The sequence below is a fragment of the Micromonospora jinlongensis genome, assembly GCF_013410645.1.
Taxonomy (GTDB): domain Bacteria; phylum Actinomycetota; class Actinomycetes; order Mycobacteriales; family Micromonosporaceae; genus Micromonospora; species Micromonospora zamorensis.
In genome coordinates, this window is record NZ_JACCHK010000001.1 from 1633091 (window position 1) to 1658640 (window position 25550).

The following is a 25550-nucleotide window of genomic DNA, read 5'->3' on the forward strand; positions in this document are numbered from 1 at the left end:
GCTGGACGCTCTTGACCCCGGACTGTGGTCGGCTTAACTTCATCAATCAGATAAGTCTCTTTACTAATACTGCTTGATGCCTCGTGGGAGTGTGCCGATGCGACCATTCCGCCACCGCCGTCTCACCGCCGTCGTCACCCTGGCGGCCCTGCTGTTCACCGCCGCCCCGCCCAGCGCCGCGAGCGCGGGCGACAACCAGCAGCGCCGCGCCGGTTACCACCGGGTCGGCTACTTCACCCAGTGGGGCATCTACGGCCGGGCCTTCCCGGTCAAGAAGCTCGACACGTCCGGGGCGGCGAGCCGCCTCACCCACGTCAACTACGCCTTCGGCAACGTCAGCGAGGACGGACGCTGCTACGTGGACGGAGGGCCGGGCGAAGGCGACGCCTGGGCCGACTACCAGCGACCCGTCCCCGCCGAGGAGAGCGTCGACGGCGTCGCGGACGCCCCGGGCCAGGCCCTCAACGGCAACTTCGGCCAGCTCGCCAAGCTGAAGGCCAAGCACCCCAAACTGAAGGTGCTGATCTCGCTGGGGGGCTGGAGCTGGTCGACGTACTTCTCGAACGCCGCCCGCACCGACGCCTCCCGCAAGGCGTTCGTCGCGTCCTGCATCGACCTGTACCTCAAGGGCAACCTCCCGGGTAGCAGCCCGGGTGCCGGGGCCGGCGTCTTCGACGGCATCGACCTCGACTGGGAGTGGCCCAACTGGGAGGGTGAGCCCGGCAACGTCATCCGCCCGGAGGACCGGGAGAACTTCACCAAGCTGCTCGCCGAGTTCCGCCGGCAACTCGACGCGTACGGGCGCACCACCCGGAAGCACCACCCGCTGACCGCTTTCCTGCCGGCCAACCCGGCCACCATGGACGCCGGCTACGAGGGCCGCAAGATCTTCAAGTACCTGGACTTCGCCACCGTGCAGGGGTACGACTTCCACGGCGGCTGGGAGGCAGTGGCCAACCAGCAGTCGGCGCTGCGCGTACCGGCGGGATCGCCGGACAACCCGGACTTCTCCGTCGAGGTGGCCATCGACGGCTGGATCGCCCGCGGGGCGCCGCGCGACAAGCTCGTGCTCGGCATCCCGTACTACGGTCGGGGTTGGACCGGTGTCACCGGAGGCGGCAACGGCCTCTTCCAGCCGGCCACCGGGCCCGCGCCGGCCACCTTCGAGGCCGGCTACGAGGACTACAAGTTGCTCAAGACCCTGGCCGGCAACGGCTACACAGTGCACCGCGACCTGCGCGCCGGGCACGCCTGGCTATTTGACGGTACGACGTTCTGGACGTACGACGACCCGGCGGTCGTGTTACAGAAGACGCTCTACATCCGCCGTGCCGGCCTGGCCGGAGCGATGATCTGGTCGCTGGACGGCGACGACGACAACGCCACGCTGACCAGGACGATCGGCCTCGGCCTGACGACCTGGTAGGCGTACCGCGATCCACCTGGCGGTCCTCCGGCCCGTCGCCGGCCGATTCCTCGGCTGGCGGCGGGCCGGCGTCAGGTCAGTGGGTGCTCCACCGCTCGTTGTACCGCCATGCCGGGCTGCCGTCCGGCCGCGTTGGCAGGCGGTCCTCGTCCGGGCCGGGTGGGGTGACTCCGTGCAGGGTGGCACCCGCGAAGTGCGAGAGGGCGTGCAGGATCTCCCCCCGGCTGTGCGGGAAGTGCCGGATGTCGGCCACTGGAAAGCCACCCAGCTCGGTGGAGTAGGTGAACTCGCGCGGCTTGTCCACCTCGGGATAGTCCCGTTTGAAGGCGATGACGAGGACGTTGCCGGCGACGAAGATCCGGTCCAGGTGATGCCAGGCGATGAACCTGTGGTGCGCTCTGGTCTGGATGCCGATGCCCTGCTTGGAGAGAGCGACGACGAGCGGTCTCTTCGAGAGCGCCAGGTGGCCGGTCAGGACGTCCTGGCACTGGACGACGAGCAGGAAGCCGACGGTGAGAAAGCCGGCCAGCGTCCACAGCTCACCGAGGGCGTGGGTCTCGAACAACCTGATGAACCGGGTCCTTCCCCGAATCGGGTCCGGGGTGGCGTAGTACGCGGTCATCGCACCGAAGACGACGGCGACCACGAACGCGGCGCGCCACCACATCCGCAGCACGTCACGATCGCCCCCGAACCACCACCACAACGCCAGGGCAATCACGCAGGAGCCGAAGGGAACGAGGGAATGCGAGTCTTCACCGAGCAGCGGCACCAGAACTCGCATGGCCACCGTCACCAACAGGAACACGGCGACCACGCCCCAGATGACGATGGCCAGGCCCCACTTGATCCTTGCGTCCCCCGGGAACCCTTCTCGCGCGTCGCTGGCGGCGGTGAGTGCCAGGCCGGTGCCGACAGCCACGGCGGCGATGTCGAGGATCGTGAGCAACACCCCCGCGCCCGGCCACCCACCTCGGCTCGACGTCAACTCGGGAACAACGAGCCGCGCCAACAACAACACGGTGTAGAGGGCAGCGATGCCGACGGAGACCGCGAGCCGTCGCCGTTGCACGCCTAGGAGTTCCCGGTGCAGTGGGTGGAACAGCCGCTGCGGTCGGCGAAGTGTGTCGAGCACTGGTCGGGCCACGGTCAGTGCGGGCAGATTCGCCGCCGGAGCAACGCCGGCCGTCTCACCCGAGGGTTGGTCATCGGCTGCCGGTGGGCCGCCGGACCCCGGACGTAACACCAGGTCGGCCGCGAGGTCGGTATTGCGTTGACGCGGACGGGGCAGGCCCCGGCTGGGCAGGGTCACCGCCAGGTGCCGGTACGCGGCGTTCAGGGTGAGGTCTTCCCCGTCGGGATGACCGTCGCGCATCGGTGGCCCGTGCCGGAGCAGGGTGAGCAGCTCCCCGGTGAACGCGGTGTGCTCCGCGCCGACCGGGGCGATGGCGGCGACGTTGTCGGAGGTGGCGGTCAGGGTGAACGTCCCCTGGATCTCGCTGCGGTCAGCCAGCCCGTTCTCGACGTCGGCGGCGGACATGGTGTGGAGTGCGCGGCCCGCGAAACAGCAGTCGAGGATCAACACCCGGGTACGCGCGGGGCTGTCCCGCATCGCGTCCCGGATCCAGCTGAACGGGATCGCCGTGTACTTGAGCCAGTCCGGGCGGGGGTTCGTGCCGGACAGCGCGAGGAACAACTCCCCGTTGTCGTCGAGGAGCCCGTGGCCGGCGTAGTAGACCAGCAGCAGGTCCTCTGCCTCGCCGCAACGTTCGGCGATGGTCACGCCCGCCTCGCCCGGGTGCGAGAGGTCGAGAAGTTGCGTGCAGCGTTCCACCGCGACCAGATCGACCGGCCCAGTCGTGACAAGTCGCGCCAACTCGGTCACGTTCGCCCGCACGGCGGGCAGATCGTCCAGTGCCTGTTGGTTGTGCGTGGCAGTGCCGATCAGCAGGGCGGTCGACCTGGTCGGGTCGGGGCGGCTCACCTGTCGGTCGTCTCGACAGCCGGTTCGTGCTCGGACAGCGCCCGGACGGCAGCCTTGATGAGCGTGGTGACCTGGTCCATGTCACGGGCCCGGCGGACGTCCAACTCCGCCGACGAGCCGTCCGGAAGGGTCAGCTTCACCGTGACGTCCTCGCGACGGTGGGTCAGCCAGCCGGCGATCGACTGCACCAGCACCATCACCGCGCCGCCACTACCGACAGCCACCAGCAGCACGTCGGTGGCCCCGGCCGACATCTCGTCGGTCGGCGCCGTCGCACCCGGCGCGGGCGCGGCGGTCACCTGCCCGCGGAGCCGGTCCTCGGCGCGCAGCCAGGACGCGAGGGATCTCCGAGCATCGGCAGAGGGCAGATCCGGGTCGACCGAGAGCGTGATCGTCTGCTGAGACGCGGGCACCGTCTTCTCCCTCCGACGAAGGCAAACCCCACTCCCCTATCCTGCCAGCCGGTGTCGCCTTCGGGCAGCCCCACAGAATCACCCAAGTCGATCAGCTATTGACCGTCGCATCGACGGTTCATAGGCTCCGGCCACTGCGAGGCTTTCCCCAGGAAGGGAACCCGAGACATGGCCCCATCGTCGCGTCCGTTCTGGACGGTCCCTCCGAAGCGGCTGGCGGGTGCCGCCACGATCGCGCTCCTGCTCGGCATGGCTCCCCTGCTCAGCGGCACGGCGACCGCGAGCCCCACCCGACCCTCCCCCTGCAGCAACGACCCGACCGCCCGGCTGAGCACCGTGCCGAGCCCGGAGACAGTGCTCGGCTTCCCCCTCGGCGCGGGGCAGGAGCGGGTCGTCACCAACGACGAGGTGCGGACGTACCTCGGGGCTGTGGACAGCGCCTCCAACCGGGTCGTCACCGGAGTGATGGCCACCAGCGTGCTCGGCCAGCCGCTGCCGTACGCGGTGGTGTCCAACGAACGCCACGTGCGGCCGGCCGCCCTGCGGAAGATCGCCGACGACGTACGGGACCTGCGCGACCCGCGCCGGACCAGCGCGCGGACGGCCGACCGGACGGCGAAGGACAGCCCGGCCATCGTCTGGGTCACCGCGAACGTGCACGGCGGTGAGAAGAGCGGCACCGACGCGGCGCTGAAGACGTTGTACGAGTTGGCGGCGGGCCTGTCCTGCGAGGTCGCCCGGCGAAACGACAACCTGGTCACCATCATCGTTCCGACCCAGAACCCGGACGGCCGCGACGCGACGCGTCGGCAGAACGAGTTCGGCTTCGACATGAACAGGGACTGGTTCGCCCGCACCCAGCAGGAGACTGACGGCAAGCTCGAACTGCTGCGCCGCTACCCGCCGCAGGTGTTCATCGACGCGCACGAGATGGGTGGCCGGCAGTACTTCTTCCCGCCGAACGCCGACCCGATCCACCACGAGATCGCCGGCGAGACGGTGGACTGGATCAACCGGATCGGCGAGGCCAACAAGGCCGGCTTCGGCTTCAACGGGGCCTGCGACGACACCGTCACCACCGAGTGCTACTTCAACTACGACACGTACGACATGTTCTTCATGGGTTACGGCGACACAGTGCCCACCACCGGTTTCGGTGCGGCCGGCATGACGTACGAGAAGGGCAGCGCGTCGGCGGTGGCCGACCGGGTCCAGCAGCAGTTCCACACCCAGTGGTCGACGCTGGGCTGGGCCGCCGCGAACAAGCGCGAGGTGCTCAGCGGCTACTTCGACATCTGGACCGACGCGCTCGCCCAGGGCAGGGCGGGCACCCTGGAGCCGAACGAGGTGGTGCAGCCCACCAACGAGGTCCAGTTCCCCGTTCCGGACATCAAGATCCGCTCGTACTTCCTGCTGCCGGACCGGCAGCTCGCCGACGTCCGCCAGCTCGTCGAGCGGCTGCGCCGGATGGACGTCGAGGTGTACGAGGTGCAGAAGCCGACCCGGGTGCCCACCGCGCGGGTCTTCGGCGGGCGGACCGCCACGAACGTGACAGTGCCCAAGGGCGCGTACTGGATCCCGATGGACCAGCCGCAGAAGCACTGGATCCAGGCCATCATGGGCGAGGACCCGTACGTTCCGTTCCCCTACTTCTACGACGTGTCGTCCTGGAGCAACCCGCTGCTGATGGGCGTCTCCACCATCTACACCGGCGACAACGTCCGACCGAAGGCGGAGCTGGTCCGCGGAATCTCCGGCGGCCGGGGCTCGCTCGCGTGGCCGTGGGGTTCGTACACGTACCCGCTCGACTCCGCCGCCGCCGCGGAGTTCACCTTCCGCCTGCTCGGTCGCGGCGTTCCGCTGGTCCGTGACCTGAGGACCAGCCGGGTCGCCATACCGGCGACCAAGCTGAGCCGCACCGTCGACGAGCTGGCCGAGTCGTTCGGGGTGACCCTCACCCCGGGCGGGCGGCCCACCGGCACCAGCCTGGCCCTGCCCGACGTCGGGCTCTTCCAGGGCACCGGCATCTCCACCACCTCGGGCTCGCACGGCGAGGCCCGGTACGTGCTCGGCAAGCGGTGGGGGCTCGACCTCACGCCGGTCACCACCGCCGACATCAACGACAACACCGAGGCGTTCACCGGGCGTACCGTGCTGCTGGTCCCCGATGGCAGCAGCGCGACCGGCGGTCTGACCGCGACCGGGCAGGCCAACCTGCGCGACTGGATCGCCCAGGGCCACACCTACCTCGGGCTGCGCAACGAGGGCACACGGGTGGCCCGCGCGGCCGGGCTCACCTCCACCACCGAGAAGACCAAACCGGCCGACTACCTGGTGATCGGCTCGCACCTGCGGGTCGACGTCGACACCGACAGCCCGGTCGCGCTGGGCCGCCCGGCGGAGGACTTCGAGTTCAACAACAGCGACCCGATCCTCAACCCGAGCACCACCGGGACGAACGTGCTCATCTACCCGACGGGTGACACGTTCTGGGCCAACGGCTACACCGTCGGCGAGGACGCCCTGAAGGGCACGGCGGCAGTGGTCGACGAGCCGACCGGTGCCGGCCGGGCGGTGCTGTTCGCGTTCAATCCGCTCTTCCGGGCGTACAACGAGAATGGTCTGCACCTGGTGGCCAACGCGCTGCTCTACCCGACGGACGCCTCGGATGCCCGGCGTTCCGCCGGGATCGACCCGGCGCGCGCCAGCGCCGCCGCCGCGCCGGTGGCGGCGGACCTGGGCGGCGGATGGCGGCCGATCACCATCGAGGTCGCGGCGGCGGACCTGCCGCGTGCGAAGGCCATCGTCGAACGCTTCACCACCGACGCGAGGACGCCCGCGAAGGACAGCTCGGCGTACGTCGTGATCCCCAACCCGCAGGGCCTCCAGGTCGACGAACACCCGTTCGCGAGCGATCTGGTACGCGCGCTCCGCGATGCCAAGGTGCCGCTGCGGTCGGTGGTCGGCTGACGAATCCCGCACAGCGAAGCGCCCGCCCTTTCTGCTGGGGGCGGGCGCTTCTGTGTGCGGGTTCGGTCAGGACCGCCGGGCGACCTCGGTGACGAACGCCCGCCAGGCCACCGGCCCGAAGACCCCGCGGGTCCGGCGGATCTCACCCACGATGAACGCGGCGAGCGGGGGCGGCAAGTCGGCCATGCGAAGCTTCCCAAACCCGATGCCAGCCGGCGCACGATCCGCGCCAGAAACTCGTTGATGGCCTCCGTCCGTGCGAATCTTGGACAGTTTCCGTTACGTCGTAACGGAAACTGTCCAAGATCTCGTGGCCCGGCGGTGCTGGGCGTCAGCCGGTGGTGCAGACGGTGCCGTTGAGGGTGAACGCCGTGGGCAGGACGTTCGGCCCGCTGTACGCGCCGACGAAACCGGCGCTCACGCTCGCGCCCACGGCGATCTGCCGGTTGTCGTCGGTCGGGGTGACCCGCACGGCGGTGCCGACCTGCTCCCAGGTGGCGCTCCAGCCGCTGCTCACCTGCTGCCAACCGGTCGGCCAGGTCCAGCTGAGCGTCCAACCGCTGATCGGCTTCGTCCCGTTGTTGGTGATCTCGACGCCGCCGATGTAGCCGTTGCCCCAGTCGTTGGCCGTGGTGAAGCGGACGGTGCACGCGCTGGCCGTCGGGCTTCCGGTGGCGAAGGTGAGCGGCGGAGAGGACCAGGACACCCGACCGGCGGTGTCCCGGGCCAGCACGTTCACCGTGTACCGGCTGCCCGGCACCAGGTTGCCGACCGTGAACGAGGTCGCGTTGGTCTCGCCCAACTGCTCGCTGACCGCGCCGTTCTGCCGGTACACCTCGTACTTGGCGACGGGGCTGGCACCCGGGGTGGCCGCCGGCCAGGTGATCGTCGCGGCGCGGTCGGTGACGCCGCTCGCGGTGGGTTGGCCCGGGGCCGAGGGGCGCCCGACGGACGTGCCGGCCGGTCGCAGCACGATCGTGGTCAACGAGTACGCGGGCAGCGTGCGACTGGTCGCCGAACCGGACTGGCTGGTCGCGATGCCAGTGGCGCCGTTGGTGAGGGTGGACACCGTCGGCGCGGCGGCCGACGGGGTGAACCCGGCATAGTCGATGGTGACCGGGTGATCGTTGTCCGGGTCCTTGTTCACCAGCAGCACGGCGAGGTCACCGTTGCCCCGACGGACGGCGTGGGCGGTGACCAGAGGCTCGTCGGTGCCCGCGCGTACGAACTGGTCCCCCGTCCTGGCGAACAGTTTCATCATGCTCAGCCCGTGGTACGGCGCGAACGGCGTGTTCAGCGGCGGTTCGCAGACCGAGCCGTCCTCGTTGCAGGAGCCGCTGGAGAGCATCCCGAAGTCGCCGTAGTCGGTCTGGCCGGCCACCTGTGTCACCGTGCCCAACCCGTTGTGCACGTTCCACCACTGCACGGTGAAGACGCCGCTCTCCAGCAGCCCGCTGTAGACGTCGGCCAGGAAGAGTGCCGCCGGCTGGGTGGTCCGGCCCGCGTCGACGTTCAACTCGGTGAAGCTGATGCCGATGCGGTCGGCGTTCGCGCCGGCGTACCGGGCGAGTTGCTGCCGCAGCAGGTAGGTGGCGTCCGGGAGGTGGTTGACGCGGGCCAGCGACTCGGCGGCGGTGCCACCGGGGTACCAGTGCACGTCCACGAAATCGATCTTCGGTCCGGCGATGGAGAGCACTGTCTGGTTCCACGGGCCCGGGTCGCTGCCGGCGGTGATTCCGTCCGGCCAGTTGCCCGGCATGGTCAGCACCGCGCCGACTTTGATGCTCGGGTCGACCGCCTTCATGGCGTCGGCGTACTCGACGACCAGCCTCGCGTACTGTGTCGCGCTCTTGTCCGGGTGGTCGTCCGCCTCCCAGGCGGACCCGTAGTGGCCGTTGCCGTAGTTCTCGTTGCCCACCGTCCAGTACCGGGCGCCGTACCCCTTGGTCACGTTGGCGTAGCGCACCCAGTCGGCGGCCTCCGCGGGGGTGCCGGTGCCGTAGTTCGCGATGATCATCGGTTGCGCGCCGACCCGTCGGACCGCCGCCATGAAGGTGTCGAAGTCGGTGTTCGGCGCGACGTAACCGCCGGGCGCGGTGTGGTCCTTCCAGTGGTAGATGTCGGCGTACGAGCCGCCGGGGTAACGCATCATCTGCACGCCGGCGTCGCGCAGCAGGTCCGACGTCTCGGTGGTGCCCAGGTTCTGGTCCCAGATGGCGTGGTTGACGCCCAACGATGTGTTGGGCACGGCGGCCAGCCCCGCGCGGGCGTTCACGGTCACGGCGACCGGGTCGGCTGCCGCGCTGGCGGTCGAAGGATTGATGCCGGAGAGCGCGCCCGCGGCGAGCAACATGCTCACCACAAGTGCCGTGCGGGCTTTCGGTTCACGCATGGGCGGAGTTCCTTCACGGAGACTGAGCAGTGAGCCGCCCGGCAGGTCAGGGTGCGGCCCGGCAGCGGACGGACTCGTGGACGGATGGCTCCCGGTGCTCCATCGCTCGTGTCACCGTCCCCCGGGATCGTGTTTGATCCCGGCTGCCCATCGGACGGCGGTCAGCCCCGCGCGTGGCGTCATCGACGGTCAAGAATGTCATGGCCGAATCGGCGACCTCAAGGGCTACACGGCTGCCACCCGGGACAAATGTCCCCGCCGAACACGTATCGGTGACTCTGCCAGCGCTGCGCGCCCGCTCGTAGCGTGACGGGCATGGATGACACAGCCGTACGCCTCACCGGGCTCACCCGGCGGTTCGGCCCGGTCCGGGCCGTCGACGGGCTCGACCTGACCATCGCGCGGGGCAGCACTGTCGCCCTGCTCGGTCCCAACGGCGCGGGCAAGACCACCGCCATCTCGATCATGCTGGGTCTCGACGCGGCCGACAGCGGCACCGCGACCGTGTTCGGCCGGCCTCCCGCCGAGGCGGTGCGGGCCGGCCAGGTCGGCACCATGCTCCAGGACGCTGGATGGGTGCCCAGCGCGACGATCCGGGAAGTGGTCGAGCTGGCCCGGGCGCTCTACCCCCACCCGCTCCCCACCGACCGGATACTCGACCTGGCCGGACTGACCGAGCGGGCGGACCGCCGCCTCGACAAGCTCTCCGGCGGCGAGGCGCAGCGCGCGCGGTTCGCCTTCGCGTTGGCCGGCAACCCGGACCTGCTGGTCCTCGACGAGCCCACCGCCGCCATGGACGTCGCCGCCCGGCAGGCGTTCTGGGCGGCCATCCACCAGTACACCGCCGAGGGGCACACCGTTCTGTTCAGCACACACCACCTGCACGAGGCGGACGAGTTCGCCGACCGGGTCGTGGTGCTCGCCGCGGGGCGGGTGGTGGCCGAGGGGCCACCCGCGCAGATCCGCGCACTGGCCGGCGGCCGTACGGTCTCGTTCGACCTCGCCGACGGGCCGATCGAGGGCCTCGACGCGCTGCCCGGCGTCCGCTCGGTGCAGGTCCGCGGCCAACGGGTGGTGCTGACCACGGAGGACTCCGACGCCACGGTCCTCGCCCTGGCCGGCACCCGCGGCTTCCGCGGCCTGGAAGTCAACGCCGCCGCACTGGAGGCCGCCTTCCTCACCCTCACCGCGCCCGGGACGGAGCACTGACATGCGTGCGTACCTGCGGTTCGAGCTGCGTCGGCTGGTCCGGGACCTGCGGCTGCTGCTGTTCACCGTCCTCTCGCCGGTGGTCACGTACGTGATCTTCTCGTCGGTGGGCCCCGACGGCGACCGGTTGGAGGGCGTCGACGCGGCAGCCGCCCTCATGGTCGGCCTGGCCGGTTATGGCGCGGTGGCGGGCGTCCTCTCGGTGGGCACATCCGTCTCCCAGGAACGGGCGCTCGGCTGGTTGCACCAACTCCGCATCACCCCGCTGCCCGCATGGCAGGCGGTAGCCGCCAAGGCTGTCGTCTGCACGCTCAGCGGGGTGCCCGCGATCGTCGCGGTAGGCGTCACCGGGCGGATCCAACACCACGTCGAGCTGGGTGCCGGCCGCTGGATCGCACTGCTGCTGCTGATGTGGGCGGGCACGGCACCGTTCGCCCTGCTCGGGCTCGCCATCGGGTACGGCCTCACCCCGCAACTCGCCCAGCCGGTCAATTTCCTCGCCTTCCTCGGCCTGTCGGTGCTCGGTGGGCTGCTGGTGCCAGTGGCGTACTTCCCCGCCGCGCTGCGGCACCTGGCCCACGCACTGCCGACGTACCGGTTCGCCGAACTCGGCTGGCGCTCGGTGGCCGGGCTGGCGCCCACGCCGTCCGGCCTCGCCGTGCTCACCGCGTGGGCCATGGCCTTCGGGTTCCTCGCGGCTTGGGCGTACCGGCGTTCGACCGTCCTCCGCTGACCGCCGATACGGTGTCCACCATGTCGTCCGGTGCCGTCGAGCCGCCTCGAAACCGTCGCGGTTTCCTGCTCGTCGCGGCTCACACCCTCTGGCTGTGGCTGTTGTTGACGCCTGCCGCCGCGATCGCGCGGGGTCAGGTGGACCCCGCGCTGCCGGCTGCCGTCGGGCTGGTCGTCTTCGCGGTGCTCTACCTGGCCCTGGTCGCCGTGACCGTCGCCGACCTGGCCGTCCGGCCAGCCGTGCACCACGGCGGGTTGGTCGCCTTCGCGCTGCTCGGAATCGGGCTCGCCGTCGCGTACGGCGACGGCCCGGAGGGTTGGCTGGCCCTGCTCATGTACGTCGCCGCCGCCGGCGCGGTCGGTTTCGTGCGGGCGGCCCAGGGGTTCGGTTGGATCGGCGCGTCGGTCGTCGCCGTCCTCGCGATCGGTTTGGCGCACGGGCTGTCGGCCAGCGAGACCGCCCAGGCGGCCCTCATCACCGTGCTCGCGGGCACCGTCACGTTGGCGTTCTCCCGGACGGCCCGCCTGGTGGAGGAGCTGCGCCGCACGCAACGGGAGCTGGCCCGCACGGCTGTGGAGCAGGAACGGCTGCGGTTCGCCCGGGATCTGCACGACCTGCTGGGACACACGTTGTCGCTGGTCGTCGTGAAGGCGGAGGTGGTACGCCGGCTCGCCCCGAGCGATCCGCAACGGGCCGCGGCGGAGGCAGCCGACATCGAACGGATCGGCCGTACCGCACTCGTCGAGGTACGCGAGGCGGTCACCGGCTACCGGGAGCGCAACTTCGGCCGGGAACTCGACATTGTCCGGACCGCCCTGGCCGAGGTGGGGATCACCGTCACCGTGCGGGAGACGAGCCAACCACTGGGTGTGGAGGCTGACGACGCGTTCGGATGGGTGTTGCGGGAAGGTGTCACGAACGTGTTGCGGCACAGCCGGGCGTCCCGGTGCGACATCGAGGTCGACGCGCGCGCCGGCGAGTCGGTGCTGACCATCCGGGACGACGGCGTGGGCGGCCGGCCGCAGCCGGGCAACGGTCTGCGCGGGCTCACCGAACGGCTGGAGCGGGCCGGCGGGAAACTGCACGTGGGGCCGGCGCGCGGTGGTGGCATGCTGCTCACCGCCCGGATCCCCCGCCCACTAGAAGGACGGTGACCCGGTGATCCGGCTGCTGCTCGCCGAGGACCAGGGCATGATGCGCGGCGCGCTGGCGCTGCTGCTGAACCTCGAACCCGACATCGAGGTGGTGGCCGAGGCTGCGACCGGAGCCCAGGCGATCACGGCGGCCCTTCGGGTACGCCCTGACGTGGCCCTTCTGGACATCGAGATGCCCGACGGCAGTGGCCTCGACACGGCCGCCGCCCTGCGGGAACAGCTGCCCTCCTGCCGGGTGCTGATCCTCACCACCTTCGGCCGGCCCGGATATCTGCGCAGGGCGATGGAGGCCGGCGCCCGGGGTTTCCTGGTCAAGGACGGGCCGGTGCAGGAACTGGCGGTGGCCGTTCGGCGGGTGCTCGCCGGCCACCGGGTGATTGATCCGGCGCTCGCGGCCGCGGCCCTGTCGGCCGGCCCCAACCCGCTCACCGAGCGGGAAAGGCATGTGCTGGCCGCCGCCGTGGACGGTGCCACCGTCGCCGACATCGCGGCCGGGCTGCACCTGTCCGAGAGCACTGTGCGCAACTACCTGTCGGCGGCGATCGGCAAGACCGGCACCCGCAACCGGATCGAGGCGGCCCGTACCGCGAGGGCCAACGGCTGGCTATGAGCACCCCACGACATCGGGTAGCCCGCGGGCACCTGCTTTCAGTCGTCGAGACGCAGCAGGTGGCGACCCGGGAACGGGCCGCCGTGCTCCTGCTCCCAGGTCGCCAGGTGCCGCTTCCTGTCCTGCACGGCCGGGGCCAGGAAGTCGAAGTAGGTGAGGATGACCTCGCGCGCCTCGTCGACCGTGTACGTCGTACCCGACGGGACAGGCCCGAGGCTGTCCACCGTGACACCGGTGGGCGTGCAGCGCACGACGGCGGAGTTGCCCTCGTACTCCTCGTACGCGGAACGCCCGGACACCACGTCGTCGATGCACTGCAACAGCTCCAGGCAGTCCGGAGCGTAGCTCTGGATGTCGCTGGTGAGTTGGGAGGCGAGGTCGCGGAAGCGCCTGTCACCGCTCGTCATGGTCGGCGCGCCGTACTGGTTACGGCCGAACTCAACGTGCCCCATCGTCAGCTTCCCCCCACCGGCCAGGCCGAATACCACGTCGTGCCGCCCGGATTGTAGAAGCCCTCCACCAGCACCCCGTTGGCCCTACCCTGCCACTTGTTCGGATCCGCCGGGTGCGGACCTCCCGACCGGAACGCGCCCTCGATCGTCTCGTCGACCCGCTGCGGCGTCCAGTTGTCCGGGAAGAAGGTGCTCGAACCCCGTTTCTGGCGCCAGACGCCGCCGTCGTCGAGCACGTCCACCCGGGCCCGGTACGTGCCGTCGACGTGCCGCTCCAGGATCATCTCCCGGCCGTCGGGGCCGACGCGGACCCGGGCGCCGGGCGGGTTCTCCCCCATGAAGCGGTGGTGGAAGCCGGTGCCGCGGGGCGGGGTGGCGTTCGCGTTGACGTGGCCACGAAAGATGTGCTCGTAGCGGCGGTGGCGCATTCGCGCCCGGAGCCACTTCTCGACCGGCCGGAAGAGGCCCGCCTTGCCGCGGCTACCCACCGAGTACCGCTTCGGTCGCCATGTTCAGCAGTTGGTCGATGAGGGCGCCGGTGATGAGCTTGAAGATCGGGATTTCCAGCAACGAGGCGCCGAAGGTGACCGCCGCCGTCGCGACGGCCTGCGCGATCTGGATGGCCAGCAACGTGAGCTGCACTATCACGTTGATCTTGAGGGCGAGCACGATGCCGGCGCACACCATGAGCCCTGCCCCGATCAACGCCGCCGCGGTAGCCCCGTCGTCGAGGTTCGTCTTCGCCGAGTCGCCGGCCTGCCAGGTGGCCTGGAAACGCTCGATGGCGTCGTCCCGGTTGTCGGTCCACACCTGTCGTGCCGAACTGTCCGCGTCGGCCACCGGCGCGGCCAGACGGTCCGGGAAGGCGAGCCATGCCTGGCCCATCTCCAGCAACTTCGTCTCGTCGGCCTCGGGCCAGGTGTAGCCCAGAAGACCCAGCAGGGACACCAACTCGGCGGGCAGCGTCATTCCCATGTCAGCTGAGCATCTCCCCGAAACGGCCGAGGTGCTCCACGATGGCACGCTCGGTCTCCTGATAGTTCAGGCCCATCACCCGGCTCAACTTGCCGATGTCCTCGATCTCGACCCCGTTGGCGTCGTAGCTCTCCAGCGCCAGGTCGCGGATCGTCTCGTACACCATGCCGATGAGCGAACCGAGATCGTCGTTGCCCCAGGGCGCCCCGAACGCGGCCAGCTCGGCGTCGAAGGCGGACAGCGCGGAGCGGATGCGCTGGGCCGAGGCGACCATGTTGTCACCCGCCTCGATGATCGTCTCCGGGTTGATCTCAATCTCACCGGCCATCACGCCTCACCTCGATCGATCATCGTCACGGCTCCCGAACGCGGGCCATCATGCCGGTCAACGCCCCGGTCAGCGCAGCCATCTGTCGGATGCTGGCCTCCTGCAGCTCGGCCGCCCGACCGCCGAGGTCCTCCCAGGACGGCCCCTGCTGCGGGGCGTCCGCCGGGTCGAACTCGTCCAACGCCCGATTGACCGCCTCGACGATCGACGCACCCAGCTCCGCGGAGGTGAGCCGGCCGGCACGAGGCACCAGCTCCAGGCGGACGACCTGGCCGGTGACATCCACCTCGGCCAGGACATGCCCCGCGTCGTCGGACCCGGTCCACTGACGCTCACCCTCCTCGACCTGGTCGGGGCCGGGCGTCGTCGCGCTTGCCGACCGCAACACGTCCAGGACACCGTGCAGCAGCTCCGCGGAGCCGTGCGCCGGAAGGTCACCACCGAGCCCGGTCGCCGGGCCAACCTTGGCGACAGCCTCGGCCAACGCCCCCTGGAGGCGGTGCATCGCCAGCTCGCTCTCCGCCAGGACCGCCGCCACACTGTCAGTCAATCGCGAGACGTCCGGGCCACGCTCCACATCGGATGGCACGGCGCGGGTCTCGGCGAGCGCGTTGTTGGACGCCTCCGTCACCAGAGGGCTCAGCTCCGCACCGGACAGCCGCATCAGCTGGGCGGCGACCTCGACCGATTGCAGACGGCCTGCCGTCGCGACGACGGTCACCGACCCGTGCGCGTCGTCGGCGCGGCTCTGCGCGACCGCGTCGGTCCTCGGTGGCTCCGCGCGCAGACCCGCCAGCTCCTGGCGGTACGCGTTCACCCGCGCGGTGTAGCTGTCCCCGGCATCGTCTGGCATCCCGCAGCCTCCCCGTCATGGCCCACGAAACCCTAGCAACGAAAGCCAAACCCGAAGGGCCGTGATGGTCAGCCCCGGGCCGGACCCGGTTTCGACACGTACGACTCGTGGCGCCTGCCTGAAGGCAGCCCTGGACCTGCTGTCCCGTCGGGACCCGGCGCACCTCGGTCGACGGGAGACGGGCGTCGACGACGCTCTCGGTGACGGCTGAACGGTGTCACGACCGGGGCCGCCCCGAGGAGGACGCTCGCGGCGGTGCGGCACTGTCGCGCACGATGAGTTCGGTGGCCAGCTCGACCCGGGGGCTCTCGGTCTTCTCGCCACCGGCGAGGCGCAGCACGGTCCGTGCGGCCAGCATGCCCATCTCGGCGAGGGGTTGACGAACGGTGGTCAGCGGCGGTGAACACCAGCGGACCTCCGGCAGGTCGTCGAAACCGACCACGCTGACGTCGTCGGGCACCCGCAGGCCGCGCTTGCGGACCGCCTCGTAGACGCCGAGGGCCATCTGGTCGCTGGAGGCGAAGATGGCGGTGGGCGGGTCGGGCAGGGCCAGCAGCTGCGTACCCGCGCTGAACCCGGCCTCGTGGTAGAAGTTGCCGGGCCGGATGAGGGCGTCGTCGATGGGGATGTCGGCGGCGCCGAGGGCGGCCCGGTAGCCGTCCATCCGGGCCCGGCTGCACATCAGGTGCGGTGGGCCGGCGATGAAGCCGATGCGGCGGTGGCCGAGGTTGATCAGATACTGGTTGGCGCTCAGGGCGCCCGCCCAGTTGGTGGCGCCGATCGTGGGTGACTCCTGGGGGTCCACCCCGGCGGGGTCGATGATGACCACCGGCAGGTGCAGGCGGCGCAGCTCGGCCTGCAACGGCGGGTTGACCATCGAGGTCACGAAGATGATGCCCTCGGTGGAACGCGTCCGCATGTTGTCGAGCCACTGCTTGGCCGAGGAGATGCGCCAGTGGATGGCCGACACGACGGTGCCGACGCCGCTGGTCTGGCCGACGTCCTCCACCCCCCGGATGATCTCGACGGCCCAGGGGCTGTCCAGATCGTTGAAGACCAGGTCGATGAGGGCGGCGTCGGTGCGCCGGGCCGGTGACCGGCGGCGGTAGCCGTGCCGGTTGAGCAGCGCCTCGACGCGCTCCCGGGTGTCGGGGGCGACGTCCGAGCGACCGTTGATGACCCGGGAGACCGTGGGCACTGAGACACCGGCCAACCTCGCGATCATGGCGATGGTGACGTTTCGGCCGTTCTCCGTGCCCACGGTCCCCCCTTCGTCGTGCTGGAAGCGTCAGGTCTGCTCGCGGTGACGCGGTGTCATCCCTTGACGCTGCCGGTCAGGCCGCCGATCAGTTGGCGTTCGGCCACGGCGTAGAAGCCCAGGGCCGGCAGCATGGACAGCACGACGTACGCGAGCACCCGTGCGGTGTCGTCGGCGTACTGGCCCTGGAAGGCCTGCACCCCGACGGGGAGGGTCCACCAGCTCTGGTCGCTGAAGACGACCAGCGGGAGCATGAAGTTGTTCCAGCTGGTCACGATGGCCAGCACCGACACGGTGGCCAGGGCCGGACGGGCCATCGGCAGCAGGACCCGCCAGAAGAACCCGAACGAGCCGCAACCGTCGAGGACGGCTGCCTCCTCGACCTCGGCCGGGATGGTACGGAAGAACTGGCGCAGGATGATGATGGTGATCGGCAGCCCGAAGGCGGCCTGGGGCAGGATGACACCGAGCGGGTTGTCCAGCAGGTTCATGCCGCGCAGCAGGACGAACAGCGGCAGGATGGCCACCGCGAACGGGAACATCAGGCCGATCGCGAACAGCGTCACCAGGAACTCGCGGCCCCGGAAGGCGTAGCGAGCGAAGACGAACGCGGCCATCGCCGCCGCGCCGACGACGATGACGGTGCTGCTCACGGCGATGAGCAGACTGTTGCCGAGCTGCCGCCAGAACACGCCGTTACTCAGGATGTCGATGTAGTTCGGCACCCAGGGGTCGGGCCAGCCCAGGGGGTTGGTGGACAGCTGGCCGTTGTCCTTGAAGCCGCCGAGCACACCGAACCACACCGGCACGACGATGAGCGCGCCGACGGCGACGCAGACGAGGTGCAGCACGACGCTGCGGGTCCGCTGGGCACGGCTCGCCGTGGCGGTCATCGCTGGCCTCCCTGGTTGGTGATCGCGCCCGCGGTGTCACGACGCAGCACGATGCGTTGGTAGAACAGGGCGAAGACGAGGCTCAGCAGGAACATGACGATGCTGATGGCGCTCGCGTAGCCGACCTCGAAGCGGCGGAAGCCGAACTGGTACATCGTGACGGCCAGCGTCTCCGAGGTGTGGATCGGACCACCGCCGGTGAGCACCCAGACCATGTCGAACAGTTGGATGGTGCCGATGACGGACAGGAACACGCTGATCCGGATCGTCGGGCCGAGCAGGGGCAGGGTGACGTGCCGGAACGCCTGCCAGGCGGTGGCGCCGTCGGTGACCGCGGCCTCGGACAGCTCCTTGGGGATTCCCTGCCGGGCGGCCAGGAAGAGCATCATGTAGAGGCCGAAGTACTTCCAGGACACCACCAGGAAGACAGCGAACAGCACGGTGTCCGGGTCGGCGAAGACCGCGCCCGCGTCGGCGCCCAGCCACCGGGAGACACCCTCACCCAACCCTCGGTTCGGTGAGAAGACCAGGGTGAACAGAACGGCCGTGGTGACCTCGGAGAGCACGTACGGGGCGAAGAAGATCAGCCGGTAGATGGCCCGACCGCGAATCGGCTGGTTGAGGAGCATGGCCAGGGCCAGCGCAACCGGCAGCTGCACGACCAGCGACAGCACCACCAGCACCAGGCCGCGCCGCAGGTCGCCGCGGAAGGTCGGGTCGCCGAAGGCGCGGGTGTAGTTGTCCAGCCCGATGAAGTTCTCCGGCAGCCCGAAGCCGTTCCACTTGTAGAGGCTGGCGTAGCCGGCCACCACGATGGGGGCGAGGACAAGTAGCAGGAACAGCGCCAGGGCAGGCGCCAGGAACACGGCGAGGACGCCACCCCGGCCCGGCCGGGGCTGGCGGCCGCGCAGTCGCGCGGTGCCCGGCCCCGGTGCCGGCGGATCGGTCGCCGTGTCGCCGCGCCTCGTGTCCGACACGGTCGATGGCCTGGTCATGCCTGCTCCACTCGGGTTCTACGGCCGGCTACGGATGGGTGATGGATCACGGTCAGACGGTCTTTGCCACCTGCGTGATGTCCTTGAGAATCGCCGCCGGCGACTTCTTGCCGGCGATGATCTCGGCGACGCTGTCGTTGATCTGCTGCCCGAGCGCGGGCGCGTACGCCTGGTCGAGGTAGAGCTGGAAGCCGGTGTTCTTGGCCAGGGTCTCCGCGACGACCTTGTTGTTGGCGTCGCTGATCGCCGAGGTGGCGTCCTTCACCGTGGGCAGCACCGCGCCGGTCTGCGCGGACCGCTTCTGGTTGTCGACGCTGAGCAGGAACTTCAGGAAGTCGATGGTGGCGGCCGGAGCGTCCTTGCCGACGGCGAAACCGTTGCCGCCGCCGAAGACCTCGGTCGCGGAGCCCTTGCCGCCGTCCACGGCCGGGAACGGGAAGAAGCCGAGCTTGTCGCCGAGACCCTTCTTGCTGGTGGAGCTGGACGCCTGCACGGCCGGTGCCCACTGCCCCATCAGCTCCATGGCCGCGCCACCGTTGCCCATCGTGGCGGCCTGCCCGTCGGGCGAGCCGAACTCGGCGCCCAGGAACCCCTTCTGGAACGGCTGCAGGTCGACGAGCTCCTTGAGCCGCTCGCCGGCGGCGGCGAGATCAGGGGTGTCGAAGTTCTTGTCGTCGACGGCCTTCTGCAACGCGCCCACGCCGCCGATGCGCATGGCGAGGTAGGACCAGTAGAAGTGGGCCGGCCACTTGTCCTTGCCGGCCAGGGCGACCGGGGTGATGCCGGCGGTCTTGAGCTTGCGGACCGCGTCGAGCAGGGCGGCCCAGGTGGCGGGAGCCTCGGTGATGCCGGCGCGGGTGAAGAGATCCTTGTTGTACCAGAACCCGACCATGCCGATGTCGAACGGGATGCCGTAGATCTTGCCGTCGATCGTGTAGGGCTGCATGGCGGCGGGCAGGATGCCGCCGACCAGATCCTTCACGTCGTCGGTGAGGTCCTTGACCAGGCCCGCGTCCACCTGCTGCTTGAGCACGCCGCCGCCCCAGGACTGGAACAGGTCCGGCGGGTCGCCGGCCTGGGTGGCGGTGGTGAGCTTGGCCTTGAAGGCCTCGTTCTCCAGCGGCTGGATCGTCAACGTGACGTTGCTGTGCGCGGTCTTGTACTCGTTGGCCATCGCGGCCCAGACCGGCAGCATCGGGTCGGTGTTCTGGATGTGCCACCAGTTGATGGTCTGCGGGGCGTTCGGGTCGCTGGATTTCTCGTCGCCGCTACAGGCGCTCAGCAGGTAGGCGCCGGCGCCGGCACCGGCGAGGCCGAGCAGCGTTCGGCGGGAAAGGTGCGTGGTCATGATCCATCCCTTCGGGGACTCACGGGGTGCTCGGACGCCGGCCGTGCCGGCGGGGTGGAACCTATGGATCTCCGGAACTTTCAAAGCTTCGCCGGTATTACCGGTCGATGGCCGGCACGCTACGAGCTGTTTCCGCAACGGTCAAGACCTCTGTCCTATTGCGAAAAGACCGGCTAGCGTAGTCACGACTTCCAGTGATCCGGGACCGCAAGTTTCCGGAAGTTCCAGACAGCCCCGTCCAGAGGAGCCATCGTGTCGACCGACATCGCTAACGTGGCGACCGCTACCCGGTCGATCCGCAATCCCGTCCTCGCCGGGTTCCACCCGGACCCGTCGATCCTGCGCGTCGGGGACGACTACTACCTGGCCACCTCGACGTTCGAGTGGTATCCGGGCGTGCGTGTGCACCATTCGCGTGATCTCGTGAACTGGCGCACCCTGGGCGGGGTCATCACCGACCGCCGCCTGCTCGACCTGCGCGGCTGCGGTGACTCCAACGGGGTGTGGGCACCCGACCTGACGTACCACGACGGCCAGTTCCATCTCGTCTACAGCGACGTCGCCAGCTTCGCCAGCGGCTACTGGGACCCGCAGAACTTCCTGGTCACCGCCGAGGACATCACCGGCCCCTGGTCGGATCCGGTGAAACTGCACGGGCGCGGGTTCGACGCCGCACTGTTCCACGACGACGACGGCACCAGTTGGCTGCTGAGCATGAGCGCGGACTGGCGGCCCGGCCGGGACCGCTTCGGCGGCATCGAGATCCAGCAGTACGACAGGGCCGCGCGCAGTCTGGTCGGCCGACCGCGCATCCTGTTCACCGGCACCCCGGTCGGTGTCACCGAGGGCCCGCATCTCTACCGGCACGACGGCTGGTACTGGCTGATCACCGCCGAGGGCGGCACCAGTTGGGAGCACCAGGTCACCGTGGCGCGGTCCCGGGAGCTGTTCGGGCCGTACGAGGTGGACCCGGACGGTCCGCTGCTCACCTCCGTCGGCCGCCCCGAGCTGCGATTGCAGAAAGCGGGTCACGGCAGTCTGGTCCGTACGCAGGACGGCGAGTGGTACCTCGCCCACCTGGTGGGCCGCCCCTACTCCCCACTGGGCAGCTGTGTGCTCGGCCGGGAGACCGCGATCCAGCGGGTCGAGTGGCCGGCGGACGGCTGGCCAAAGATCGCCGGAGGGGTGCCGGCAGACGAGGTCGTCGCACCGGACCTGCCCGCGCACCCGTGGCCGGCGGAGCCCGACACCGACCACTTCGACGCCCCCGAGCTGAGCCTGTGCTGGTCGACGCTGCGCCGGCCGGCCACCGCGGACTGGGTCGACCTGCACAGCCGCCCGTCGCACCTTCGCATCCACGGCGGGCAGTCGCCGGTCGGTCGACAGGCCCCCAGCCTGGTCGGACGACGTGTCGGCGCGATGCACTGCTCCCTGGAGACCGTGCTGGAGTTCGACCCGGTCGACCACCGTCAGCTCGCCGGGATCACCGCCTACTACAACACCCTCAACTGGCACCACCTCTACCTGACCCGTGCCGACGACGGGCGGACGGTGCTGGAGCTGCTCAGTTCCGACAACGGGCGGCGCACCCCGTACCCCGAGCTGAGCGTCGACGCCAGCGGCGTGGACCGGGTCGGTCTGCGGGCCGTGTTCGACGGGCCGGTGGTGCGTTTCGACTATGACCTCGGCGCCGGTTGGCAGCGGCTACCGGTCGACCTGGACGCGACGATCCTGTCCGACGAGCACGCCGCGCTGATCATCGACGGTGAGCCGGCGGCGTGGGGTTTCACCGGGGCGTTCCTGGGCCTGTGGGTGCAGGATCTCGGCGGCGACGGCGCGTACGCCGACTTCGATCTGGCCACCTACCGCGAGCAGTGAGCACGCGGACGGCACCTGGTGGGTGCCGTCCGCGTTCCAGTCGTCCTACTTCACCTGGGCGGCCACGGCGCGGAGCTGGCCGAGGGTGGTGCGGAAACCGTGGCCGGACGCGGCCGGGTCCTCGTCGACCAGGCCGCTGACGGCCATCGCCTGCGAGCGGGACACCGCGACGGCGTCGTCACCGGTCCCGGTCACGTCGAACACCCCGAAGTCGCCGCTGAGCGTGCGGAACGTCGGGGCCGCCGGGTCCTTGACGAGGTAGAGCACCACCACCTGACCCGCCGTGAGCGTGGACATCTGGGCCATGTCCGCCACGCCGCGATCCAGGCTGGCGAGCGTGATCCGCGTCCCGGCCCCGACTGACGACCCGTTCGCCGCGCGCAGCACCTCGTCCACCCGGAGCCCGGCCGCCTCGACCTCACCCCGTACCACCAGGTCTGCGGCCTCACTGAGCTGCCGCACCGTGCCGTACCCGCGCAGCTTGCCCTTGACCGCCGGTAGCGCGGCGCCGGTCGGCGTGGCCTCGGTCGGCGCGGCGGCGCTGGGCGCGCCGAGCGGGTCGGCGGCGTCGGCGCTGCCGCAGGCGGACAACCCCGCCACGGCGAGCACGACGGCGGCCGTGGCCCACAGAGACCGGGTACGGCGGAGGGGGACTGCCATGGAACGCTCCTTGCGTGTCGGTGCCGTCCCGGGTCGTCTCGCCCGGGACCGCGGCGCTGCTGACGACATCCAACCGGGCGGGCCGGGCATCGAGCTCTCGGGCGCCTGTCAACGAGATGAACATGCGTCGTCACGGCCTGCGGTCGTCGATTGACGACGCTCCGACGTACTGATATCTGTTAATACAGTTTCCTGATGCTCGCGGTGCCCGCCGGGGCCGAACCGCCGCGCCGGGCCACCGACCCGGCCGGCGGCACGCCGCCCCTTCCCCGAGGAACACCATGGTTCACAAGAGAACAGCCGCCTACGTCGTGGGCGCCCTGCTGATCGGCGTCGCCGCGATCGGTTACGGGCTGCCGTCGGCCAGCGCCGCGACCGCCGGCCCGATCACCGGCCTCGGCGGGAAGTGCGTCGACGTGGCCGCCGCCAACTCGGCCAACGGCACGGCGGTCCAGCTCTACGACTGCAACGGCAGCGCGGCCCAGACGTGGACCGTCGGCAACACCGACAACTCGATCCGGGCACTCGGCAAGTGTCTCGACGTGACCGCCGCGTCGACCGCCAACGGCGCCAAGATCCAGTTGTACGACTGCAACGGCACCGGCGCGCAGCAGTGGACCGCCAGCAACGGCGCGCTCGTCAACACCGGCTCCGGCAAGTGCCTCGACGTCACCGACCGGAGCACCGCGAACGGCGCCCGGTTGCAGATCTGGACCTGCGGCGGCACCACCAACCAGCAGTGGACCCTGCCCGGCGGTGGCAGCAACCCGACCCCCACGCCCACCACCCCGGCCGGGACCAACCTCGACGACCCGGCGAAGAAGGACGTCGCCATGCAGCTCGTCTCGGCTGCGGAAAACTCCTCGCTCGACTGGCGCGCGCAGTTCTCCTACATCGAGGACATCGGCGACGGACGCGGATACACCGCCGGCATCATCGGCTTCTGCTCCGGCACCGGCGACATGCTCGAACTGGTCGAGGCGTACACGCGCACCAAGCCGGGCAACGTGCTGGCCGCGTACCTGCCGGCGTTGCGCGCCGTCAACGGCACCGCCTCGCACGCCGGGCTCGACCCCAACTTCCCCCGCGACTGGCGGACCGCGGCCAACGACTCGGTGTTCCGGGCCGCCCAGGAGGCCGAGCGGGACCGGGTCTACTTCACCCCATCGGTACGCGACGGCAAGAACGACCAGGTCCGGGCGCTCGGTCAGTTCGCCTACTACGACGCGGCGGTCATGCACGGGTACGAGGGGATGCGCCAGATCCGCAACCGCGCCCTCGCTCGGGCGAAGCCCCCGGCGCAGGGCGGCGACGAGCGGACCTGGCTCAACGCCTTCCTCGACGAACGGGTCATCGAGATGAAGAAGGAAACGGCCCACTCGGACACGTCCCGGGTCGACACGGCCCAGCGGGTGTTCCTCAACAACGGCAACTTCAACCTGAACACGCCGTTGGTGTTCGCCGTCTACGGCGACCAGTTCCGCATCGGCTAGCGCACAGACACTCAGGGCGCCGCATCGCGGCGCCCTGAGCCGTGCTCGTGCCCGTGAGCAGCCTTGCCTTGACGCTGACGACAAGGTTTAGCCTGGTCGCGACAGGCTGGTCGAGGAGGTCTGATGCTGATCGGCGAGCTGGCGGAACGAGCCGGCACGAGCACCCGGACGTTGCGCTACTACGAAGCCCACGGGCTGGTACACCCGCAGCGCTCGGCGAACGGCTACCGCGTCTACGACGAGGCGGAGCTGCGGGTCGTCCGGGAGATCCGGGCACTGCTCGACGTCGGCTTCGGCCTCGACGACGTCCGTCCGTTCGTCGCCTGTCTGCGAGCGGGCAACGTGTCCGGTGACGTCTGTCCGGATTCCGTCCTGGTGCTGCGACGCAAGCTCGCCGAGGTCGACGACTACCTCGATCGGCTCGGAGCGGTCCGTCAGCAGTTGCACACCCAGCTCACTCACGCCATCAAGCACCGGGAGGAAACATGCCCCAGGAAACGAGCGTCAGCTCCCTGATCACCGTCACCGACGACACCTTCGCCGAGCTGGTGCTGGCCAGCGACCGGCCCGTCGTGGTCGACTTCTGGGCGGAGTGGTGCCCCCCGTGCAAGATGATCGAGAAGAGCCTCGTCGAGCTGGCACAGGAGTTCGGCGACCGGATGATCATCGCCAAGCTCAACTCCGACGACAACCCGCAGGCCACGCGGCGCTACGCAGTCATGTCCCTGCCGACACTGCTGGTGTTCCGTGGGGGCGAGGTCGTCGGCTCGATCGTCGGGTCCAGGCCGAAACTCCACCTGCGGCAGAGCCTGACGATGCACGCCGGCCTCTGACCGTCACCGCTGGTCGAGGGCCGCCTCCCGCCTCCTGCTGTTGAGCGTGGAGACGGTGGTCATCACGGTGGTGGCACCGGTCCTCGCCGGCGGGCGCTGGAGGCGATCGTCTCCCTCCGTCTGACAGCGGCGTCGTGACTTGCGAATGAACCGACCCCTGCTGCTGCTCGACATCGACGGTGTCCTCAACCCGTACGGCAGTCCTCAACCGCCGGTCGGATACACCGAGCACCGCCTGTTCCCCGGCGAGGAACCCGTCCGTGTCAACCCCGCACATGGCACCTGGATCACCGAAGCGAGTGCCGTCCTGGACATCGCCTGGGCCACAAGCTGGAACGATGAAGCAAACCAGCTCCTCGCTCCGCTTCTGCACATCACTCCCCTGCCGGTGGTCACCATGCCGCGCACACCGTTCCACCCCAGCGAGAAAATCCCACTCATTGCCGCCTACGCCCAGCAACGGCCCGCAGCATGGATTGACGACCTCCACACGCCTCAAGCCCACGTCTGGGCCGCGAGGCGCACCAGCCCCACTCTTTTGATCACCGCCGACCCGACGATCGGCCTCACCCGCGATTCCATCGACCGCGTCATCGCCTGGGCCACGCCCTTCAGTAACCCCGGGAACCTCTCCGCCCCGCCTGACAGCAATCGATCTTGATCACTGAAAGTTGTCTTACACCTGTTCTAGTG

The 25550-nt window shown here is 69.9% G+C and carries 24 protein-coding genes; 11 read left to right on the plus strand and 13 right to left on the minus strand.

Annotated features, from left to right (window positions below; all coding sequences use genetic code 11):
- Window positions 1-97: 97 nt before the first annotated feature.
- Window positions 98-1426, plus strand: a complete 1329-nt coding sequence (locus HNR22_RS06930; protein ID WP_179779625.1) for a glycoside hydrolase family 18 protein — start codon at window positions 98-100, stop codon at window positions 1424-1426.
- 76 nt (window positions 1427-1502) lie between these two features.
- Here the strand turns inward: HNR22_RS06930 and HNR22_RS06935 are convergent, their stop codons facing one another.
- On the minus strand, window positions 1503-3410 hold the full coding sequence (locus tag HNR22_RS06935; RefSeq protein ID WP_179779626.1) for a caspase, EACC1-associated type: 1908 nt from the start codon (window positions 3408-3410) through the stop codon (window positions 1503-1505).
- Entirely contained in the window at window positions 3407-3823 is a 417-nt protein-coding gene (locus tag HNR22_RS06940; RefSeq protein WP_179779627.1) for an effector-associated constant component EACC1, read from the minus strand. The genes HNR22_RS06935 and HNR22_RS06940 overlap by 4 nt, the downstream gene beginning before the upstream one ends.
- Before the next feature lie 168 nt (window positions 3824-3991).
- Between HNR22_RS06940 and HNR22_RS06945 the strand changes: the two genes are divergently transcribed.
- A complete protein-coding gene (locus HNR22_RS06945) occupies window positions 3992-6793 on the plus strand; it encodes a M14 family zinc carboxypeptidase (protein ID WP_179779628.1) in 2802 nt (933 codons plus the stop codon).
- Window positions 6794-7124: 331 nt separating this feature from the next.
- On the opposite strand, the gene HNR22_RS06950 is transcribed toward HNR22_RS06945, so the two are convergent.
- Window positions 7125-9185, minus strand: coding sequence for a cellulose binding domain-containing protein (locus tag HNR22_RS06950; RefSeq protein ID WP_179779629.1), 2061 nt, complete (start codon window positions 9183-9185; stop codon window positions 7125-7127).
- A gap of 315 nt (window positions 9186-9500) precedes the next feature.
- On the opposite strand from HNR22_RS06950, the gene HNR22_RS06955 reads away from it, so the two are divergent.
- The 4 genes from HNR22_RS06955 to HNR22_RS06970 are packed head-to-tail and all read left to right on the plus strand — an operon-like array spanning window position 9501 to window position 12891.
- Window positions 9501-10394 carry an ABC transporter ATP-binding protein gene (locus tag HNR22_RS06955; protein WP_179779630.1) on the plus strand — a complete coding sequence of 298 codons (894 nt, stop codon included), beginning with the start codon at window positions 9501-9503 and terminating at the stop codon, window positions 10392-10394.
- A 1-nt stretch (window position 10395) separates the two neighbouring features.
- Window positions 10396-11127, plus strand: a complete 732-nt coding sequence (locus HNR22_RS06960; RefSeq protein ID WP_179779631.1) for an ABC transporter permease — start codon at window positions 10396-10398, stop codon at window positions 11125-11127.
- A gap of 20 nt (window positions 11128-11147) precedes the next feature.
- Window positions 11148-12281 carry a sensor histidine kinase gene (locus tag HNR22_RS06965; RefSeq protein ID WP_179779632.1) on the plus strand — a complete coding sequence of 378 codons (1134 nt, stop codon included), beginning with the start codon at window positions 11148-11150 and terminating at the stop codon, window positions 12279-12281.
- A gap of 4 nt (window positions 12282-12285) precedes the next feature.
- On the plus strand, window positions 12286-12891 hold the full coding sequence (locus tag HNR22_RS06970) for a response regulator (protein ID WP_179779633.1): 606 nt from the start codon (window positions 12286-12288) through the stop codon (window positions 12889-12891).
- Window positions 12892-12929: 38 nt separating this feature from the next.
- Here the strand turns inward: HNR22_RS06970 and HNR22_RS06975 are convergent, their stop codons facing one another.
- The 9 genes from HNR22_RS06975 to HNR22_RS07015 form a co-directional block, all read right to left on the minus strand.
- On the minus strand, window positions 12930-13343 hold the full coding sequence (locus HNR22_RS06975) for a hypothetical protein (protein ID WP_179779634.1): 414 nt from the start codon (window positions 13341-13343) through the stop codon (window positions 12930-12932).
- 2 nt (window positions 13344-13345) lie between these two features.
- Window positions 13346-13831, minus strand: coding sequence for an EndoU domain-containing protein (locus HNR22_RS06980; protein WP_099854659.1), 486 nt, complete (start codon window positions 13829-13831; stop codon window positions 13346-13348).
- Window positions 13824-14318, minus strand: coding sequence for a WXG100-like domain-containing protein (locus HNR22_RS06985; RefSeq protein ID WP_141909895.1), 495 nt, complete (start codon window positions 14316-14318; stop codon window positions 13824-13826). The genes HNR22_RS06980 and HNR22_RS06985 overlap by 8 nt, the downstream gene beginning before the upstream one ends.
- Before the next feature lies 1 nt (window position 14319).
- Window positions 14320-14646 carry a hypothetical protein gene (locus HNR22_RS06990; RefSeq protein WP_099854663.1) on the minus strand — a complete coding sequence of 109 codons (327 nt, stop codon included), beginning with the start codon at window positions 14644-14646 and terminating at the stop codon, window positions 14320-14322.
- A 25-nt stretch (window positions 14647-14671) separates the two neighbouring features.
- A complete protein-coding gene (locus tag HNR22_RS06995) occupies window positions 14672-15499 on the minus strand; it encodes a hypothetical protein (RefSeq protein WP_179779635.1) in 828 nt (275 codons plus the stop codon).
- A gap of 217 nt (window positions 15500-15716) precedes the next feature.
- The gene (locus HNR22_RS07000; RefSeq protein ID WP_179779636.1) at window positions 15717-16760 is read right to left on the minus strand and encodes a substrate-binding domain-containing protein; all 1044 of its coding nucleotides are present in this window, start codon (window positions 16758-16760) and stop codon (window positions 15717-15719) included.
- Window positions 16761-16813: 53 nt separating this feature from the next.
- Window positions 16814-17650, minus strand: a complete 837-nt coding sequence (locus tag HNR22_RS07005) for a carbohydrate ABC transporter permease (RefSeq protein ID WP_179779637.1) — start codon at window positions 17648-17650, stop codon at window positions 16814-16816.
- The gene (locus HNR22_RS07010) at window positions 17647-18645 is read right to left on the minus strand and encodes a carbohydrate ABC transporter permease (RefSeq protein WP_179779638.1); all 999 of its coding nucleotides are present in this window, start codon (window positions 18643-18645) and stop codon (window positions 17647-17649) included. Before HNR22_RS07010 ends, HNR22_RS07005 begins: the two co-directional genes overlap by 4 nt.
- Before the next feature lie 52 nt (window positions 18646-18697).
- Window positions 18698-19993 (minus strand): extracellular solute-binding protein, encoded by a 1296-nt coding sequence (locus HNR22_RS07015; RefSeq protein ID WP_179779639.1) that lies wholly within the window; start codon window positions 19991-19993, stop codon window positions 18698-18700.
- A 252-nt stretch (window positions 19994-20245) separates the two neighbouring features.
- Here HNR22_RS07015 and HNR22_RS07020 point away from each other — a divergent pair, with 252 nt between their 5' ends.
- A complete protein-coding gene (locus tag HNR22_RS07020) occupies window positions 20246-21871 on the plus strand; it encodes a family 43 glycosylhydrolase (protein WP_179779640.1) in 1626 nt (541 codons plus the stop codon).
- 45 nt (window positions 21872-21916) lie between these two features.
- Here HNR22_RS07020 and HNR22_RS07025 read toward each other — a convergent pair whose 3' ends face one another.
- Window positions 21917-22531, minus strand: coding sequence for a hypothetical protein (locus HNR22_RS07025; RefSeq protein WP_179779641.1), 615 nt, complete (start codon window positions 22529-22531; stop codon window positions 21917-21919).
- 281 nt (window positions 22532-22812) lie between these two features.
- Between HNR22_RS07025 and HNR22_RS07030 the strand changes: the two genes are divergently transcribed.
- The 4 genes from HNR22_RS07030 (at window position 22813) to HNR22_RS07045 (ending at window position 25518) form a co-directional block, all read left to right on the plus strand.
- Complete coding sequence (locus tag HNR22_RS07030; RefSeq protein WP_179779642.1) at window positions 22813-24024, plus strand: chitosanase; 1212 nt, start codon at window positions 22813-22815, stop codon at window positions 24022-24024.
- Window positions 24025-24147: 123 nt separating this feature from the next.
- Window positions 24148-24540, plus strand: a complete 393-nt coding sequence (locus HNR22_RS07035; RefSeq protein ID WP_179779643.1) for a MerR family transcriptional regulator — start codon at window positions 24148-24150, stop codon at window positions 24538-24540.
- Complete coding sequence (gene trxA, locus HNR22_RS07040; RefSeq protein ID WP_281374128.1) at window positions 24510-24857, plus strand: thioredoxin; 348 nt, start codon at window positions 24510-24512, stop codon at window positions 24855-24857. Before HNR22_RS07035 ends, trxA begins: the two co-directional genes overlap by 31 nt.
- A 145-nt stretch (window positions 24858-25002) precedes the next feature.
- Complete coding sequence (locus tag HNR22_RS07045; RefSeq protein WP_179779644.1) at window positions 25003-25518, plus strand: HAD domain-containing protein; 516 nt, start codon at window positions 25003-25005, stop codon at window positions 25516-25518.
- Window positions 25519-25550 lie beyond the last annotated feature (32 nt).